18 protein-coding genes are annotated in these 17,235 nt (G+C 40.5%); 6 read left to right on the forward strand and 12 right to left on the reverse strand.

Going from position 1 to position 17,235, the window contains the following annotated elements:
- Positions 1-10: 10 nt before the first annotated feature.
- Complete coding sequence (locus tag EHQ31_RS04940) at positions 11-1,012, forward strand: M23 family metallopeptidase (RefSeq protein WP_135570104.1); 1,002 nt, start codon at positions 11-13, stop codon at positions 1,010-1,012.
- 74 nt (positions 1,013-1,086) lie between these two features.
- Here EHQ31_RS04940 and EHQ31_RS04945 read toward each other — a convergent pair whose 3' ends face one another.
- Positions 1,087-1,533, reverse strand: a complete 447-nt coding sequence (locus EHQ31_RS04945) for a DoxX family protein (protein WP_135570106.1) — start codon at positions 1,531-1,533, stop codon at positions 1,087-1,089.
- A 137-nt stretch (positions 1,534-1,670) separates the two neighbouring features.
- On the opposite strand from EHQ31_RS04945, the gene EHQ31_RS04950 reads away from it, so the two are divergent.
- Together EHQ31_RS04950 and EHQ31_RS04955 are read left to right on the forward strand one after the other, a co-directional pair.
- Positions 1,671-2,597 carry a prolipoprotein diacylglyceryl transferase gene (locus tag EHQ31_RS04950; protein WP_135570108.1) on the forward strand — a complete coding sequence of 309 codons (927 nt, stop codon included), beginning with the start codon at positions 1,671-1,673 and terminating at the stop codon, positions 2,595-2,597.
- Complete coding sequence (locus EHQ31_RS04955) at positions 2,594-3,424, forward strand: crotonase/enoyl-CoA hydratase family protein (RefSeq protein WP_135570110.1); 831 nt, start codon at positions 2,594-2,596, stop codon at positions 3,422-3,424. The genes EHQ31_RS04950 and EHQ31_RS04955 overlap by 4 nt, the downstream gene beginning before the upstream one ends.
- Here EHQ31_RS04955 and EHQ31_RS18790 read toward each other — a convergent pair whose 3' ends face one another.
- Positions 3,425-3,580: a hypothetical protein gene (locus EHQ31_RS18790; RefSeq protein WP_167481632.1), complete on the reverse strand. Its 156-nt coding sequence runs from the start codon at positions 3,578-3,580 to the stop codon at positions 3,425-3,427.
- 79 nt (positions 3,581-3,659) lie between these two features.
- Here EHQ31_RS18790 and EHQ31_RS04960 point away from each other — a divergent pair, with 79 nt between their 5' ends.
- Positions 3,660-4,511 (forward strand): tetratricopeptide repeat protein, encoded by an 852-nt coding sequence (locus tag EHQ31_RS04960; protein ID WP_135570112.1) that lies wholly within the window; start codon positions 3,660-3,662, stop codon positions 4,509-4,511.
- Entirely contained in the window at positions 4,496-6,322 is a 1,827-nt protein-coding gene (locus tag EHQ31_RS04965; RefSeq protein WP_135570114.1) for an AAA domain-containing protein, read from the forward strand. Before EHQ31_RS04960 ends, EHQ31_RS04965 begins: the two co-directional genes overlap by 16 nt.
- A 78-nt stretch (positions 6,323-6,400) precedes the next feature.
- On the opposite strand, the gene EHQ31_RS04970 is transcribed toward EHQ31_RS04965, so the two are convergent.
- Together EHQ31_RS04970 and EHQ31_RS04975 are read right to left on the reverse strand one after the other, a co-directional pair.
- The gene (locus EHQ31_RS04970) at positions 6,401-7,054 is read right to left on the reverse strand and encodes an adenylate/guanylate cyclase domain-containing protein (protein WP_135570116.1); all 654 of its coding nucleotides are present in this window, start codon (positions 7,052-7,054) and stop codon (positions 6,401-6,403) included.
- Positions 7,055-7,085: 31 nt separating this feature from the next.
- Positions 7,086-7,679: a TetR/AcrR family transcriptional regulator gene (locus tag EHQ31_RS04975; RefSeq protein WP_135570118.1), complete on the reverse strand. Its 594-nt coding sequence runs from the start codon at positions 7,677-7,679 to the stop codon at positions 7,086-7,088.
- Between the two features lie 183 nt (positions 7,680-7,862).
- Between EHQ31_RS04975 and EHQ31_RS04980 the strand changes: the two genes are divergently transcribed.
- Positions 7,863-8,252, forward strand: coding sequence for a DoxX family protein (locus tag EHQ31_RS04980; RefSeq protein ID WP_135570120.1), 390 nt, complete (start codon positions 7,863-7,865; stop codon positions 8,250-8,252).
- Positions 8,253-8,307: 55 nt separating this feature from the next.
- On the opposite strand, the gene EHQ31_RS04985 is transcribed toward EHQ31_RS04980, so the two are convergent.
- The 8 genes from EHQ31_RS04985 to EHQ31_RS05020 form a co-directional block, all read right to left on the reverse strand.
- Entirely contained in the window at positions 8,308-8,847 is a 540-nt protein-coding gene (locus EHQ31_RS04985) for a hypothetical protein (protein ID WP_135570121.1), read from the reverse strand.
- Positions 8,848-8,995: 148 nt separating this feature from the next.
- Positions 8,996-9,511, reverse strand: a complete 516-nt coding sequence (locus tag EHQ31_RS04990) for an Lsa16 family lipoprotein adhesin (RefSeq protein ID WP_135570123.1) — start codon at positions 9,509-9,511, stop codon at positions 8,996-8,998.
- A 10-nt stretch (positions 9,512-9,521) separates the two neighbouring features.
- Positions 9,522-10,772: a hypothetical protein gene (locus EHQ31_RS04995; protein ID WP_135570125.1), complete on the reverse strand. Its 1,251-nt coding sequence runs from the start codon at positions 10,770-10,772 to the stop codon at positions 9,522-9,524.
- 8 nt (positions 10,773-10,780) lie between these two features.
- A complete protein-coding gene (locus tag EHQ31_RS05000; RefSeq protein ID WP_135570127.1) occupies positions 10,781-11,368 on the reverse strand; it encodes a c-type cytochrome in 588 nt (195 codons plus the stop codon).
- Entirely contained in the window at positions 11,365-11,931 is a 567-nt protein-coding gene (locus tag EHQ31_RS05005; RefSeq protein WP_135570129.1) for a DUF3341 domain-containing protein, read from the reverse strand. Before EHQ31_RS05005 ends, EHQ31_RS05000 begins: the two co-directional genes overlap by 4 nt.
- Position 11,932: 1 nt before the next feature.
- The gene (gene nrfD / locus EHQ31_RS05010; protein WP_135570131.1) at positions 11,933-13,306 is read right to left on the reverse strand and encodes an NrfD/PsrC family molybdoenzyme membrane anchor subunit; all 1,374 of its coding nucleotides are present in this window, start codon (positions 13,304-13,306) and stop codon (positions 11,933-11,935) included.
- A gap of 19 nt (positions 13,307-13,325) precedes the next feature.
- A complete protein-coding gene (locus tag EHQ31_RS05015) occupies positions 13,326-16,454 on the reverse strand; it encodes a TAT-variant-translocated molybdopterin oxidoreductase (RefSeq protein ID WP_208652736.1) in 3,129 nt (1,042 codons plus the stop codon).
- Between the two features lie 24 nt (positions 16,455-16,478).
- Positions 16,479-16,991: a cytochrome c3 family protein gene (locus tag EHQ31_RS05020; protein ID WP_135570135.1), complete on the reverse strand. Its 513-nt coding sequence runs from the start codon at positions 16,989-16,991 to the stop codon at positions 16,479-16,481.
- Positions 16,992-17,235: the final 244 nt, after the last annotated feature.

Here is a 17,235-nt window from a genome sequence, read left to right on the forward strand (position 1 = left end):
ATAACGAACATTGGCAGAAACTTACGTCACAACCGCCTATGAAAGGCTTCAAATTGCAAACTTACGATGGAGAAAACGCCTCCAGAAGTGGATTTCCCGTAGCCGGGAAAAAGTAAGTTTTGTCCTCATCCCCAATGATGAAAAACCGTTGGCGCAGATTGAAATTTCTGTCGGAATGCTCGGATTTTTATTCGGACTTTCCCTATCTCTGGTTCTGCTTTCCTTTGGACTTCTCTTTTATTTTTCCTTTCTCTTTGACCGAGACCTCTCTTTGGAGAAAAAAACAGAGACTCAATTAGTATCTTTTTTGTTTTACGACCTACTTTCTCAGGACTTAAGAGACTCAGTGGAGGAACTTGAGTCCACTACCGAGTCACTCAATTTACTTGCTTGGGAAGAAATCCCAGAAAAAGAGATGATCACTCAAGATTATCTTTTAAAAGAAGAGTTTCGTAAAGATGCGAGTGAACTCGATTCCAATCTTTTATTATTCCAACAAGTTGTTACCACCTACACTCAGTTTGGTGTCAAATTAGGTAATTTAGTTCCCAATTTTCAAAATGCCATCGACTATCTTTCCATGAGAGAAAGTATCTTTTATTCTATGCCTAGGGGCCGACCACTGAGGCCCGGTGTGGGAGTTGTGACTTCTACCTTTGGTTATCGCAGTGATCCTTTTGGAATTTTACCTGTAGGGGAATCCCATTCGGGAATTGACTTTGCGGCTGGCGAAGGAACACCAATTTATGCCACGGGACCTGGAATCATTGCTGTGGATACGGCGGTGGGTGGACTCGGAAAATCGGTTAGAATCAATCATGAAAATGGATTTTTTACGCTTTATGGCCACTGTTCTCTCATTTTAGTGAATCCAGGGGACCGAGTCAAACGGGGAGATAAAATTGCCCTTGTGGGCCAAACAGGTAAAGCAACTGGCGCTCACGTTCACTATGAAGTGCGGATCGGACTTGATGCTCCACTTGATCCGGAAGAATACATTAACTTAGATTAAAGTTTGGTTCGAACCTTTGTTTGATTGTACATCAGAGACAAAGGCCGAACCAGTTCGAATATAAATTCTATGATTTAGAATTTTCCGATTAAATTAAAATCAATCGAATACACACCAGCTCCACCCACAACAAGGGCTATGAGAAGTCCAGTCGCTAAGATATGAAATTCATATCCTTCCCCTTTTTGGTTTCCATTCCAGTTGATAAAAAATCCGTTATGTCTATGCGCAAGTACAGCAGCACCAATCATAATGATAGCAATGGATGCGGCAGCAAACTTAGTGAAGAATCCCACAAGCAGTAAAACAGGTCCAAAGGATTCTCCAAGGATGATAAGAACAGCCAGGATTCCAGGAAACTTCATTTGTCCTGTAAAGAATCCGTAGGTTCCTTTGAAACCGTAACCACCAAACCAACCTAGTAGTTTTTGGGCACCGTGTGGGAAAATCACAACAAAAGCTGTGATGCGTAAGATGAGGGGTATGATGTCCCCGGAAGTAGAAAATAGTGTATCGAACATTTGGTTCTCCTTATATCAATATCAGATAGTTTAATATTGAACTATCTAGGGTCAAGTTAATTTTTTACTAAATTTCCAGGTTTCCTGAGTTCGAAATTCTCCTTTCCCCTTTAAGCCTAAATTTTACCCTTTCCCCTATGTTAGATCGAATTCCGATTCCGAATCCCTTTGGCTGGGAAGGTTTGTCCACTTTCAGCCTCCTTATGATGTTAGCCTTTCTTGTTGGTTCCTACCTTCTGCCAAAGGAGCTAGAACGAAAGAAATTGGATCCGAGCCACTCGGATTGGTTGATTTTTCTTGGGATTTTGGGCACTTTAGTCGGTGCCAAAATTTTCTTTATCTTTGAAATTTGGGATCAGGTGTTTATTGATGTTCCCGGTTATGACGGAAAGTATTCTTACCCGCTCACCCATTGGAACGGATTCCCTGGCCATCCTGGGCTTTGGTCCTCTCTTTTTAGCGGCGGCGGGCTTGTCTTCTTTGGAGGTTTACTGTTTGGTTGGCTTTTTATCACTCTTTACTTCCGCCACCACAAACTAGACGTCGGTGCTTATTATGATGCAGTGATCCCGGCGCTTAGCATGGGTTATGCGATTGGCAGACTCGGTTGTTTTGTCAGTGGAGACGGATGTTACGGTTTTGCCACTGATGTACGAATTCCATTTTTTGTTTTTGATTTCCACGGTGCCCATCCTTCTGGGGTTCCTGTATGGAACACACCTGTGATGGAATCTATCATGGCTTTTGGATATTTTGCTTATTTCCAATTTTGGGCAAGATACCAAAATTTTCGCAAATGGAGTATTGGTGCGCAGTTTCTCATCATCCACGGATTTGCAAGACTCATCATTGAGTTCTTACGTGTGAATAAAGCGGTGATTCCTTTTATAGAACCTCCTACTCTTGTGAACATACCCGATGCAAATGGAAACCCAACTTTCCTCACAGGTTACTATTGGCATGGATTTTCACAGTCCCAATATATCTCCATTGCTCTTATCCTCTTTGGTGTCTATCTTATGATTACCAAAAAACTTTGGTTAAAGGAAGAAACAAAAGTATGAACCCTTCTCCATTCTTTGAAATAGAAAAAAGAAAAAACGTCGCCATCCTTTGGCTCAATCGTCCCGAAAAAAGAAATGCGATGAATTGGCCTTTCTGGCGAGACCTTCCCGATATGGTGGATCAAATCAATGCAGACCCGCAAATTCATTGTTTTGTGATCGCTGCTAAAGGAAAATCTTTCTCCACAGGTCTTGATTTAGAAGAATTTTTCCAAGACTTCAAACCAGTAGTGCAAGGGGAACTTGCGGATGGAAGGGAAAAACTCTACCAACTCATTCTCACAATGCAAAAAGGAATCAATGCGGTTTATAATTCTAAAAAACCATCCATAGCGCTTGTTCAAAAACATTGTATTGGCGGGGGACTTGATTTGGTATCTGCTTGTGACATTCGTTACGCGGCAAAGGATGCGGTATTCTCATTAAGGGAATCCAAAGTTGCCATTGTTGCTGATATGGGTTCGCTGCAAAGGCTCCCCCATCTGATTGGAAATGCACACACAAGAGAGCTTGCCCTGACAGGAAAAGACATTAGTGCCGAGGAAGCTTTACATATGGGACTTGTAACAAAAGTTACCGAAGACTTCGACACTCTACTGCAAGCCGGACTAAAAACTGCCGAAGAAATCGCAGAAAACCCGACGATTGTCATCCGAGGAGTCAAACAAGTATTAAATCATGGTATAGGAAAGACCATTGAAGAAGGTTTAGACTACGTAGCTGTTTGGAATGCAAGTATGCTAGATTCCAAAGACTTCCGTTCTGCCATTGGTGGGTTTATGGAACGAAAACGACCAGTTTTTAATCCAGAAACCCGAGTAGACTAACTAACAGTAGATGTCGAGTAACCTTTCGCTTTTTGCTGCAGGACCTACTTTTTCTTCCACAGCCAACTTCATGAGTTTTTCTGACAGTTGGTTTTGTGCCTGGAAAATTTCCTTAGGCAAATTGACGACAGGGTTTATAGGTATAGATGGAACCATAAAGGACCTCCTTTTACAATCTTTACTCCCTATTCTACCCATCGACAATTCCAGTATTTCCTGAAGAAAAAAACGTCCTATGAGCTCTTTTTTTTCCCTAATCCGCGAAGCAAAAATCCTGGAAGAGGAAAAGGAATTCACGAGAGCATTTAATGTTTATGCACAGAGTGAATCCCATACAAAAAACGAATCGGCCCTCATCAAAATCAAAGCCAAAAAGGCCTGGTGTTTGTATGCAGTTGGTAACCCTAGAGAAACGGAAACTCTATTTCAGGATATCATTCAAAACTATCCCTCACATCCCTTAAGTATCACCGTTTATTCTCGTTATCTGATCAAATTAAAGAAATTCAAATCAGCAAAAATTTTACTCCAAAAAAGTATAATACAGTTTCCATCCTATTTAGAAAACTACCTCCTTCTTGCCTCCCTGCTAAAAGATATGGAAAGATCTGAAGAAGCGATTGAGGTATTAAAAAAAGCTCTTTCTCAAGACCATTTAAGTAACGGCCGAGGGATTGATAGGAAAGACATTTGGGCCGAACTTGGATCACTTTATTTTTCTCGAGGTGATTTTAATTCGGCTCTTGCTTCCTTAAAAAAATCTTTGAAAATGGTGGAACCGGAAGAGTTCCTTCATTATGATTTGCTTGCCTTGTGTTATTTGGAGGCAGAAGATCCAGAAAATGCACTTATATCGATAAGAACCCATATTCAATTTTGTAAAGAAATTGATCCTGAGACATTAATCATATTAGCAAGAGCCCATTGCCGCTTGGGGAAATTGGAGGAAGCTGCCAACAATCTCATCCAAGCATATTCCATAGAAGATTCTTTATACTTAAAAGCTACTGACTTTATCGATTTTGCGCCTCTACTTAGAAATGGTTTTTTTACAACCTTGGAGAACATTGAATGGGAAGAACCATAAAACAAGAGTTTGGTTCACTTGAAGAAGAAATTCTAAACGTAAAATCAATTTTATTAAAAGAACGTGAATTTGAACGTTCTTTGTTTTTAGAAAAAGGGGAACAATCGAAAGCCATTCAAGCCGCAGAACTAGAAGATCTAAAATTTGTAGTGGGAAATACTTGGAGGGCTGAATTCAAAATTTCAGCATCTACAAAAGCCAAAGAATGGTTAAAACCTGGAATTCCTGTCCTCTTAAAAGGAAATTCCGAATCCATTTTTGGAAATATTTACAGAACAAATGATACCCAATTGACAGTCCAGATACGAGGAGATTACGAGTGGGAAGACAGTGAATTTCAAATTTCCAAGTGGTTCCAAGAATCCACATATGATCTATATAACGAAATCATAGCCAAAGTTTTAGAAGATAAAGATAGCCTATCCCATAAAAAGCTAAATTGGATTTTGGGATTTGGTCTTGGAGAAAAACCGACTCCGCCAAAATCGGGACTAACAACACCTCCACTCGAACGTATCTTTCAAATCGCAGATTATGGAATGATATTCGGTCCACCAGGAACCGGAAAGACTACCTTACTCATGCAAGCTGTGGAATTCATCAAAGCAAAAAATGAGTCAGTGTTAACACTTTGTCCCACAAACTTCGCTTGTGATTATATTGTAGAACTTGCTTTAAAAAAAGGAATACGTGTGATCCGATTGGGTAACTCCACCAAAATCAAAGAAGAAGTCCTACCCCATCATATCGACCACCTCATCCAAGAACACCCAGACCAAAAACAAATTCACAACTGGCAAACAGAACTAAAAGCCATTCAAAAAAAAGCTAACTCTTGGAAACGAAATTTTGGCAAAGAAGAAAAAGAAGAAAGAAAAGCCCTTAGAAAAGAAGCTAAGTTTTTACTTACCACGATCAGAGAGGCGGAATCAAACATCCGTATGAAGTTATTAGATAATGCCGAACTCATTGTATCTACGTTTTCTGGATTTGGAAATGAATTTAAAAAAGGTAGAGTTTTTGATTACGTGTTTGTGGATGAAGCGACACAAAGTTTAGATCCAGGATGTTATCTTGCTTTATATGTTGGTAAAAAAACTTTTTACTTTGGAGATCCTAAACAACTTGGAGCTAGTTTCTCTCATCCCGACCACGAATCTCTCCATAGTTTTCTAGAAAAGGCAGTTGCTTTTGATACAGGAGAGCGGGTGATCTTTTTAGAAAAACAATTCCGAATGAAACCGGAAATCCTTGGGTTTCCCAACAAAACATATTATGAAAGCAAAATTTTAACCCATCCTGATGCAAAATGGAACAACAATCTGGATATTTCAAATGTATTTGGAAATAATTCACCGATCCTTTGGATTGATACGGCAGGAAGTGATTCTGAGGAAGAAACAGAAGGAGAAGAACCAAGTTTTTTTAATCATACGGAAATCCAACTGATAGAAACTTTGTTTCGGTTAGGAATTCCCAAAGAACAAACAACTGTCATTTCACCTTACAGAGGACAGGTGGAAAAATTAATCAACGTATCGTCGGGCAGATGGTTTACCCAAACCATTGATTCCTTCCAAGGAAGAGAGTCAGAAATTGTGATTTTAAGTTTAGTCAGGTCCAATAATGACGGAGAGATTGGGTTTTTATTAAATCCAAAACGTTTGAATGTGGCATTAACACGTGCTAAATCACATTTGATTCTAATCGGAGATTCTGGAACCCTTTGCCAGGCCAAGGAATTCCAAGACCTCTATTCTTATATTGAATCTGTTGGTGAAATTCGTTCGATTTATGAATTTATGGAATAAAGTTTCCTAACCAATTAGATTTTTTTTTCGACCCAGATATCTAATTCGAATACTTCTTTAAGGTTCATTTTTCTACATTTATAATACAACCCATTTGGGTTCTTCTAAAGTGTAAACCAATCGGAATGCCCCGTCAGAACCTGGCGGGATTTCTGTAATGGGTTCAAAATCAAAATCAGAGGTTTCGTCGGCATTTTCTTTCACAGAATTGGTGACTAAAATCTCCCAAGCATTGGCAGTATCTTCACCTAATTTAGATGCTGCGTTCACTTCCGCACCAAATACATCGGTATCTCCAATTTTTAGGATTTTGCCATACCCAAGTCCGACACAAAGTAAAATTTGTTCTTCTGCCACCCTTCCCTCATTATAACGTTTGCATGCCTTTTGCATTTGGATGGCACATTGGATTGCCTTATTGGTATTACGAAAAAGTACCATAAGGCTATCCCCTTCGTCTTTCATCAGGATTCCATCAAACTCATCCAAAACAGGAATGAGGATTCTTTGTGATTCATAGATGGTTTGTAAAAAGTGAATGATTCCAAATTTGGCAACACCACGAGAAAAACCAGAAAGGTCGGTAAACATCACACACCAGGTTTCTCCAAAGAGGTCCCAAATTCGTTTGTCGATAATTTCTTGGTTAGAGCCAGGGCTAAGTCTTTCTTCTAATAGTTTTTCTAATCGTTCTTCGGAAGCGGAGGTAGCAATGGTACGTTTTTGACCCATGAATGCGAGTATAACCGTTTTATTTCGAATGTCAATGGCAATGGCTTTGTAAATGATCTCGAAAAGAAAGATACAATGAATCATAAACCTTTCTATCATTCATTACTTTTCCCATAGCAAAGGTTGCTTCTTGGAAAGTGACGATAAACTCTGCCAGTTTCATTGTGTCAGTTTTTGCATTTAAAATCTTTTTCTTTTTGGCAATGTCCAAGTAAGTTTTTGTATTTTGGATCCAGTGGGACAAAAGATCTTTTGCTTTCTTTTGGAATTCAGGATCAATGGAGGACATTTCTTGACCCAAGTTGTTCAAGGGACAACCCCTCGAAACAAACTCATCTGGCCATTCTTCAAATGTTTTTTTAAAAGTTTGGATGATACCTTCCACAGGATTCTCAAAAGTTTTTAGCGGAACAATCCAACGATCCAAAATTCCTTTGGATAGAAACTCATCGATAATGGCATAACCCACATGATTTTTGGTCGGGAAGTGGTAGAAGAAAGCACCAATGGTTAAGTTTGCTTTTTGTGCGATTTCACGAACCCCCACACCCTGAAATCCATTTTGATAAATCAGAACAAATGCAGATTCAATAATCTGTTTACGAGTTTCCTCTTGTTTTCCCATTCCTCACTCGTTCCCTGTTCTCTCATAAAACGGAATCAACCTTCCCAAGAGAACACCAATTTGCCCACTAGTCCCTTCCATTTCCGTGGATTCTCGTTCTATTTATATTGAATTTAAATTCTATTGACAACATATCACTTGATATGTTTTTCTGACCAGACCGATTTTTTAGCAGGTGATGTTATGAACGAAATAAACCAATCCCCAACCTACCTCTGGGTGGGACGGATCCTCAGTGGACTTGTGATTGCTTTTTTACTTTTTGATGCAGGCGGAAAATTAGCCAAAATTGAACCAGTACTAAAAAGTATGGAAGAACTGGGCCTTCCTGGATCCAGCGCTGCGACCATTGGAATCATTCTTCTTGTGATCACAGTGATGTATGCCATTCCGCAAACGGCAACCCTGGGTGCACTTTTACTCACCGGATATTTAGGCGGTGCAGTTGCCATCCACTTGCGTGTGGGAAATCCCATTTGGACTCACACTTTATTTCCTGTTTATGTGGGAATTCTTCTTTGGATAGCACTAAGTTTACGAAATCCAAAAGTAAAAGAACTCTTTTGGTTTTGATCCTGACATAAAAAAGACCCTTGGTTTCCCTTGGGTCTTTTTTAATTCGTTCCGATTACTTTTTAACTGGGATCACACCAATTTTTTCTAAACCGTCTTTGCCATCCGTTTCTTTTCTTAATTTCTTATAGAAAGTTAATTCATTGGGAAACTCTCCTTTTTTTACCAAATAATAGTATCTTCGAGTTTCAATCTGACCTGGGGCAATGGTCGTTTCGTATATAGACGTGAGTAATGCAAGAGAACGTACATCTTGTATTAATTCTTCACCTATGTGACAACAAAACTTGAGGCCTACTATGGTGGCAGCTTCTGGACTATTCCCTTTTGCCTCATTATACATATAGGGAAATTCGATTGTGTAAGGTTCGTTTGTTATATTTTGAAAGGCAATATCAACTTTTGCAAATTCATAATTTGAATCATTAATTCTATTTTTTCCAACATAGTTAGTTGTATCGGATCCAAGTAAATAAATGTTCAATTTTGGACCATTTACATCGGGTTTAGCATCCTTAATTTTTGCCGTACTACAATTTATAACAATAAATATGCTAAAAATTCCTATCGTCAGTTTATCTAATATTTGTTTCATTCATCTTTCCTTTATTAGAAGCTAATGATAAACTAACAGATAACCTTTGTCAAGTGGGTAAAAAAAAGACCCTTGGTTTCCCTTGGGTCTTTTTTTTAAAAGTTAGGTTAATGGAATTATTCCCACCAAACCAATCTTAGTATAATTTTTAGTTTTGTTTTAACATGTTTTTGTTTGTGTAAGGAACTTCTTCCAAACCTTTTGTCAGGTCAGAAAGTGGAATCTTGTCTTTAGGAAGATCTTTTAAGCTACCATACTCATATCCACGAGGATAATGTTCTTTGTCCGTTGGGCTGTAAAAAGGATTGTACTCTTTTACTAGGCCTTTGGAATATCTCCAAACACTGACTTCTGGATCTTGGTTTACTACAAAACAACGAGGACTCATATAACCTTCGAATTTTGCCGTTTGCACTTTTACAAAATACTTTGGAGCCCAAACGTTATGGTTCCGAGCTTCAAAAACTTTCACTACTGTTCCTGCAGGAACAAATTCCACCACTTTCGAGTTAGAATCAGCTTCCGAATATAATGGAACCGTAAAATCCAAACTTGCTTTGTTAGTTTTGGCATCACAATTTTTATGCCAAGTCACTTCCGCATTTTTGGAACAAGCTGTGAAACTTGCACAAGTGATCATGAGTAATACAATTTTGTTTTTCAATTCCGTTCTCCTATTGGTGGTGGTGAAGGCACTCATCTAATCGAGGGTCTCCAACCGGAACTAAGCTGTGTTTTTCCAACTTTTTGAAGATAAAGAACCCGAAAATTCCTACCACACCCACTGTTCCACCGAAAGCTAAAACAAAGTGAAGAATAGAAAAGTTTTCGAAGTTTGCAGGGAATACCAACCAAAAAAGTTCGAAGAACTGAGTGACTAGAATCCAAGCTGCCAATTTCCAAAGGAAATCAATGTCTCTTTTGTTTGGGCGATTGAGAAGAAGAAGGAATGGAATCACGAACTTCACAAAAGGAAGTGCGAGAGTAGCATACCCCCAACCACCAGTCATACGCATTTCATAAAAGAATGTTTCTTCCGGGATGTTTGCATACCAAATGAGCATGAACTGTGAAAATCCCACATATGCCCAAAAAGTTGTCATACCCAATAGGAATTTTGAAATGTCATGGTAATGGTTTTCATTGACTGCTTCCCCGAGATATCCGTTTTTCTTCAAAATTGCGATTACAATTAAGTAAGAAGCAAGGGAGGTTTGAAAAGCACCTGCAAATGCATACACACCAAACATAGTGGAGAACCAATGCGGAGTGAGTGACATGAGAAGATCGAAAGCCATAAAACACCAAGATAGAGCAAAGAAGAGAATAAATCCCCCTGAGATCTTTGCTAAAGTTTTAGTAGTATCTACAACTTTATCTTTGTCCTGACCCACTGATTTTCCATGAAAGATATAAGCAAATACAGACCAAACCCCAATGAAAAGCACACATCGAATGATGAATGCAGTTGGGTTTAAGTAACCTGATTTGTGGTGGATGAGGTGGTCGTTTTCACGAACTGTTGCATCCGCCCATTCATAAAGGTCATGCATTCCAAAAATCACACCCACAAGTAAAAGCCCTGCAATTGGTGTGAAAAGCCCGTAAGTTTCAAATAGTCGTCTAACAGTGACAGACCAATGAGAACCAGTTAAGTGTTGGATTGCTGTAAAAAAGATACCTGTAATGGCAAGACCCACAACAAAGTAGGTTCCAATGAGTAAAACATGGTAACCTAAATTTGTATGATGGAAATGACCAGCTTCGTCCATATGACGAGATGTTTCATGACCAAATCCAAGGAAAGCGATGAGAAAACTCACCACTCCCACTCCGATCATAGCAATGAGGGCATTACGAAGAGTAACTGGCAGTTTGAATTGCAGTAATTTTTCGTCTAGTTTCGCTGCTTTTGTAGAGCTCATAATTTCCCCTAGTTCGCCTTTTTATTTTGAACTTCGTATTCTTGAAGTTTTCGGATGTAAGCAATGAGCTTCCATCTGTCTTCTGGTTCGATTTGGTAAGCATAACTTCCCATTAGTCCACGACCCATAGTGATGATATGATAGATTTGTCCATCGGACCAACCTTTGATTTTATCAGACACAACAGAAGGAGGTGATTGTTGGAACCTAGGAGCAGGTCCAACTACTGTTCCATTCCCAAGACCCCTTACCCCGTGGCAAGGTGTGCAATAGGTTTGGTAACGTTTTTCACCAATCATTAAATCACCTAAGTTTGCTTTGGCGATTGGATTTTTTAATCCTTTGTCTGCGCCTGGCAAAGTATCAGGTGTTGCTTCTGTTGCATAAGGGTATGGAAAATATCCTACAGGGATTGCGCCTTTCGGAGGAATCCGAGAAGCAGATCCGTTGGATGCAAAAGAATCGGCTTCTTGTGACTCACGTGCAGGAGAATCATACATACTAGGAAAGTATTCATAAACGGGAGTTTTGTAATCGCAATTCACGAGAACAAGGAGTCCCGCAATTGCTAAAACTCTAAAGATGTTTTGTTTCATTTTTGGTTCTCCGGTTTTACCACGGTTACTTCCGATCCACCAAGGCCTTTTACGAAAGAAACAACTTCTGATTCGTTATAACCTTTAGCAGATTTTGGAATCCAAAGTCCAAACCTGTGTGATGTCAAATCCGGGTGAAGGATGCGACGGGTCGCTTTGGGAATACCGCTTAAAAAACATAGTGTAGCAACAGTGTAAATCCCTGCAGAAAATACAGTTAATTCAAAGATGATTGGCACATAAGCAAACCATGCATTGAGAGATTTTCCAGAGATATTGAGTGGCCAGTCATACGCGTGAGTGAGATACTGAAAAAGAATCCCAATCGTGCAACCAAAGATACCAGCAAAGAATGTGACCCAAGGAAGTCCAGATCTTGGAGTTCCCATTGCTTCGTCGATCCCGTGAACAGGATAAGGAAGGATACAATCAAATCCTTTGTAGTCTTTTTCATTGGCTTTTTCAGCCGCATGTATGATAGCTTCCGGAGTCTCGAAAATTCCGAGCACTCCTTCATCCATTTCTTTGTATTTGTGAAACTGTTCTAATTTTGGAAGATACATACTAGTGGTGTGCTCCTTCTTTCTGTGGCATCACTGTTTTTACTTCTGCAATCGCAATCACTGGCATAATTCGACACCAGAGAAGGAAGAGAGTAAAGAAGATACCGAAAGTTCCGATTAACATTGCGTAGTCGAAAAGTGTCGGTGTATACATAGCCCAGCTGGATGGTAAAAAGTCTCGGTTTAGTGTCATCATGATCACAAATCGTTCGAACCACATACCTACGTTTACCACAAGAGAAGCCACAAACATCACGGGGATGTTGTAACGAAGTTTGCGGAACCAGAATACTTGCGGCGACAATACGTTACATGAAATCATAATGAAGTATGCCCAACCGTAAGGACCAAAGGCTCTGTTCCAGAATGCAAACACTTCGTATTCGTTTCCAGAATACCAAGCGATGAAAAACTCTGTTCCGTAAGCAAGACCAACGATAAGACCTGTTACCATCATGATTTTATTCATGTTGTCCAAGTGTTTCATCGTGATGTAGTTCTTTAAGTTAAACACTTCACGAGCAATGACCATCAGTGTTACCACCATCGCAAATCCGGAGAAAATCGCACCGGCAACGAAGTATGGAGGAAAGATGGTCGTGTGCCAACCAGGAAGGATGGAAACAGCGAAGTCGAAGGATACAATGGTGTGCACCGAAAGAACGAGTGGAGTGGAAAGAGCTGCCAAAATCATGGAAACGATTTCCAAATGAGACCAAGCTCTAGCCGATCCCACCCAACCAAAGGCAAGAACGTTGTATAAGTTCTTTCTCCAAGTTTCTGTGGCACGGTCACGAAGAGTTGCAAGGTCAGGAATGAGTCCTAAATACCAGAACACCATCGAGATGGAAAGGTAAGTTGATACCGCAAACGTATCCCAAATCAGTGGGGAACGGAAGTTCACCCAAAGTGGACCTCTTTCGTTTGGATAAGGAAACAACCAAAATCCGAGCCAAGGACGACCTACGTGAAGGATGAGGTTCGATGCCGCAACCAGTACGGCAAAGATAGTCATCGCTTCTGCAGCGCGGTTAATCCCTGTTCTCCAACCTTGACGGAAGAGAAATAGAACCGCAGAAATCAAAGTTCCTGCGTGACCAATACCGATCCAGAATACGAAGTTAACTACGAAAAATCCCCAACCTACCGGGTTATTGATCCCGAGTAAGTAAAGACCTTCATAAAACAAATATCCGATGATGGCAACGTCGATCAGGGTGATCGTAAGAACCAAAAGAAAAGTATTCCACCAAAGTTTGGTAGGGAAATCTTCGTTTGGTTTTGCGATATCAACGGTTACATCTTTAAGCGACTTCCCGCCTGTTACCAGGTCGGGGATGTCTAATTTATCTCTAACTGCTTGTGTTAATGACATTCCCTTTGTGTTCTCCCTGTTAAACTTCGTTACGAACGCGAGTCATATAGCTGACGGCCGGTCCGATGTTTAGGTATTCCAGAAGTTTGTAAGACCTAGGGTCTTTCAAGAGCTTCGCTACTTTTGATTCAGGATCATTTACGTTACCGAACACAATGGAATTGGAAGAACATGTTTGTTCACATGCTGCTTTCACTTCTCCATCACGTAATGTTCTTCCTTCGTTTTTCGCTGCGATTTTTTTCTCAGCAACTCGAGAAGCACAGAAGTTACATTTTTCCATAACCCCACGAGAACGAACGGTTACATCTGGGTTAAGGCCCAGGTTTCTTGGTGGGCGTGCCTTAAAAGTAGGTGTTGCTTCGCCAAGAAGGTTGTGTTCATTCCAATGTTCTAACCAGTTAAAACGACGCACTTTGTAAGGGCAGTTGTTCGAGCAGTAACGAGTTCCCACACAACGATTGTAAACCATATCATTGGTTCCTTCCGAACTGTGAACAGTCGCAGCTACTGGACATACTGTCTCACAAGGAGCATTGTCGCAATGTTGGCACATAAGTGGTTGGTGTGCAATTTCAAGTGATTCTGGTTTTTCAGGATCACCAATGTAGTAACGGTCAATCCGAAGCCAATGCATCTCACGACCCATTCTCACTTCGTCACGTCCTACCATTGGCACGTTGTTTTCAATATTACAAGCAACTACGCAAGCACCACAACCAGAACAAGAAGTAAGATCCACTGCCATTCCCCATTTGTATCCTGGGTATGCAAATTGGCTTCCTGGTTGGTCAGAAGGGGCGTTCGCTCCTTGGGCTCTTTGTAGTTTTCCATCGATTAAGATTTTTGGAATCTCTGGTTCAGGAATTCCTGCACCAGGATTTTTTGCATAATCTTGGAGTTTTGCGGAAATGATGAGAGGTCTTTCTTTCCACTCTACACCCATCATCACACCTGGGCTCATCATATGATGGTCTTGTGTGGTAGCGAGTTTGTATTTCTTTCCTGTAGGAGAGAGAGTGATGGAAAGTCCAGAGTAAACAAGTGTTCCATTTACTTCTGTGGCAAGAATGTTTGCATTTTTCCCTACTCCGTTTCCAATCTCACCTACATTTGTTCTTCCGTAACCAAGAGCAATTCCCACTGCTTCTGGATGGAGTCCCGGTTGGATGAGCGCTGGGAGTTCAAATGATTTACCGCCAACAGTGACTGTGACTACATCATTCAGTTTGATTCCCGACGAACGAGAGTATTGTGGACTGATCGCAACATAATTGTCCCAAGTCACTTTGGATACTGGATCCGGAAGTTCTTGGAGTTGCGAGTTGTTTGCTCTTTCGCCAGAACCAACTGCGGTGCTTTCGTAAAGAGAAACTGTCAGACCTTTTTTTGAAGGAGAAAGTGGCGCAATCGTTCCACGGAAAGATCGTCCGCCTTTGTCAGCCTTTGGATTTCCAGAAACTAAAACACCTTTTCTAAGTAGGTCTTCCCAATTTGTTTTTTTGGAGTATTTTGATTTGAGGTAGTCGTATAACGAACTCGCACCAAGAAGAGATCCACCAGCCCAAGTGATGAGCATGTCTTCAAACGCTTTGGATTGGAAAATTGGTCGGATGGTTGGTTGTTGTACGGAAACAATTCCTGCTACCGATTCATTATCCCCCCAAGACTCAAGGAAGTGAGACACAGGAGCAAGCCAGTTAGAAGCAAGAGCTGTTTCATCCACACGGTCCGAAACTTGAACTACTTGTGCTGCTTCGTGAAGGAGTTTTTTCCACTCATCTCCGTTTGGCGCTTGGTAAACTGGGTTCACTCCGAAAAGAATGACCACACCGGCCTTTCTTTCTTTTAAGTCTTTTGCTAGAGTTTTTAAATTCTCTGCATAATTAGAACGTCCGTCTTTCAAAGGATTTCCTGCATCGATGGTTTTTCCATCGTTACCGAGCATGCTGTTTAACATATTCACTGCGATTTGTAAATCAACAGCGTCTTCGGTTAAAGCATTGGAACCACCAGCAATCACAAGGGATTCACCCTTAGCAGAAGCAAGAGCCTTCGCTGTGCGTAAAACCACTTCTTTAGAAATTCCCAGTTCCGCTGCAGAAGATTCTACATTGATTCCGGAAACTCCAGTAGACCCGCCCACTCCCAAATCAGAGAGAGCCTTTGCAATCACAAGGGCAAACTTTCTTTGGTCACCAGGTTTTAATGGAACTCTTTGGTCCGCATTGGATCCCGTCATAGACGGATGAGTTTCTGCCGCAATGAAAGCATTGAAGGATTTGACACCTTTGTCTTGTAAATCTCTTCTTTTAGAGAAATCATTGTGGTAGTTTGTATTGTTTAAAAAATCACTGTCGATGGAAAGGATGACTTTTGCTTTGTCGAAATGGTAGTTTGGTAAAACTGCCTTTCCGTAAGATTTTTCTTGAGCAATTGTAATCGCATCATCCGAAGAAGCAAATGCTACTTCGATGTGTTTTCCACCACCTACTGACTTTAAGAATTCAGAAATGAATTCGGAAGTGGCAGGAGAAGTAAGAGGTTTTGAGACAACAATGGTTTTCCCTTTGTTGGCATTTAGTTTCTCTTTTACATCTTTGTCTAAAACAAACCAGTCGCTAGACTTAGCAGTTCCATTCACCACTTGTTGTGGTTCTTTGGCACGGTCTGCATCATAAAGATCAAAAATAGAAGCTTGTCCAGAAGCACAAAGAGCACCTTCCGAAATAGGATGGTTAGGATTTCCTTCGAGTTTCAAAGGTCGTCCGTCTTTTGCTTTGACTAAGATCCCACAACCAACAGAACAACCACCACAAACAGAAGCATAGTGGTAAGAGTGTCCATGTTTTACGAAGTCATATTGTTCTACTTCGTTATTGTCTGGGTTCTTAATGGTGAGGTTCACATAAGGAACAATTTTTTCAGCAGGTTTTTGGATACAACCAACAGTTGTCATCACAACCGAGGCACCCATAAACTTTAAAAAAGTTTTTCTATCAAAATCACCCTTTTTGATTTTTGCAATTAGGGGATCTGGAGATTTATAGAACTCTTGCTTTTGCAATTCACGTTCGCGAGAAGTTCCGCGAAGTTCATAAGATTGCCAAAGCGATTTTTTTTCTTTTTGGAAACTATCGTCTTTCATCATAAATTATTACTTGTCTCCCGATTATCTGTGGCACGTAGAACAATCGTTAGGGGCATTGTTCTCTCTATGGCAATCGACACAAAATCCCATATTGAGGGACTTGGACTGTCTAACCTTTACCATCTCTGCCATGTTACCGTGGCATGTGGAACAATCGACACCGCGTTGTACGTGTCGTGAATGGTTAAAGTATACGAAGTCTGGTTGGTCATGAACCTTTATCCAGGATACTGGCGTATTGCTATCGTATTGTTCTTTTAGCCATTTAACATGTTCTTGGTTGCCCGCTACGTTACCTGCTCCATGACAGTTCATACAAGTGGAACTTGGGGGAACTGTGGCATGGGCCGAATTTTCAACACCAGTATGGCAATACTTACAGTCGATTTTGTTATCGCCAGCATGTATCTTATGGTTGAAGGGGATGGGCTGGTCGGGTGAATAGCCCACATAACGGCTAGGTGAAAAAATCAAATATGCTAGTGCTGCTATTGCAACGATAGGCACAGAGATCTTGAGTATTTTTATATTCATTCGCAGATTTCCTGAATCCGTTTACACTGTCTTCTGACAAGGAAAGGTAAAATCAGAAAAAAAGCAAGTATGTAAGGGTTTTGGATGCGAAAAAACATGAAAAGAGACATAATAAGAAATTTTTCATGAACTTTTCTTATTGAAACCGAGTCTCAATTAATCGACTCTAACCAACGAACAACCGTTATTTTATTCTATTTCTCGGCAGGAACCTTCTCCGGGAGGCTTAGACTGACGAAAGCCC

The organism is Leptospira montravelensis (assembly GCF_004770045.1).
In the GTDB taxonomy this organism is placed as follows: Bacteria; Spirochaetota; Leptospiria; order Leptospirales; family Leptospiraceae; genus Leptospira_A; species Leptospira_A montravelensis.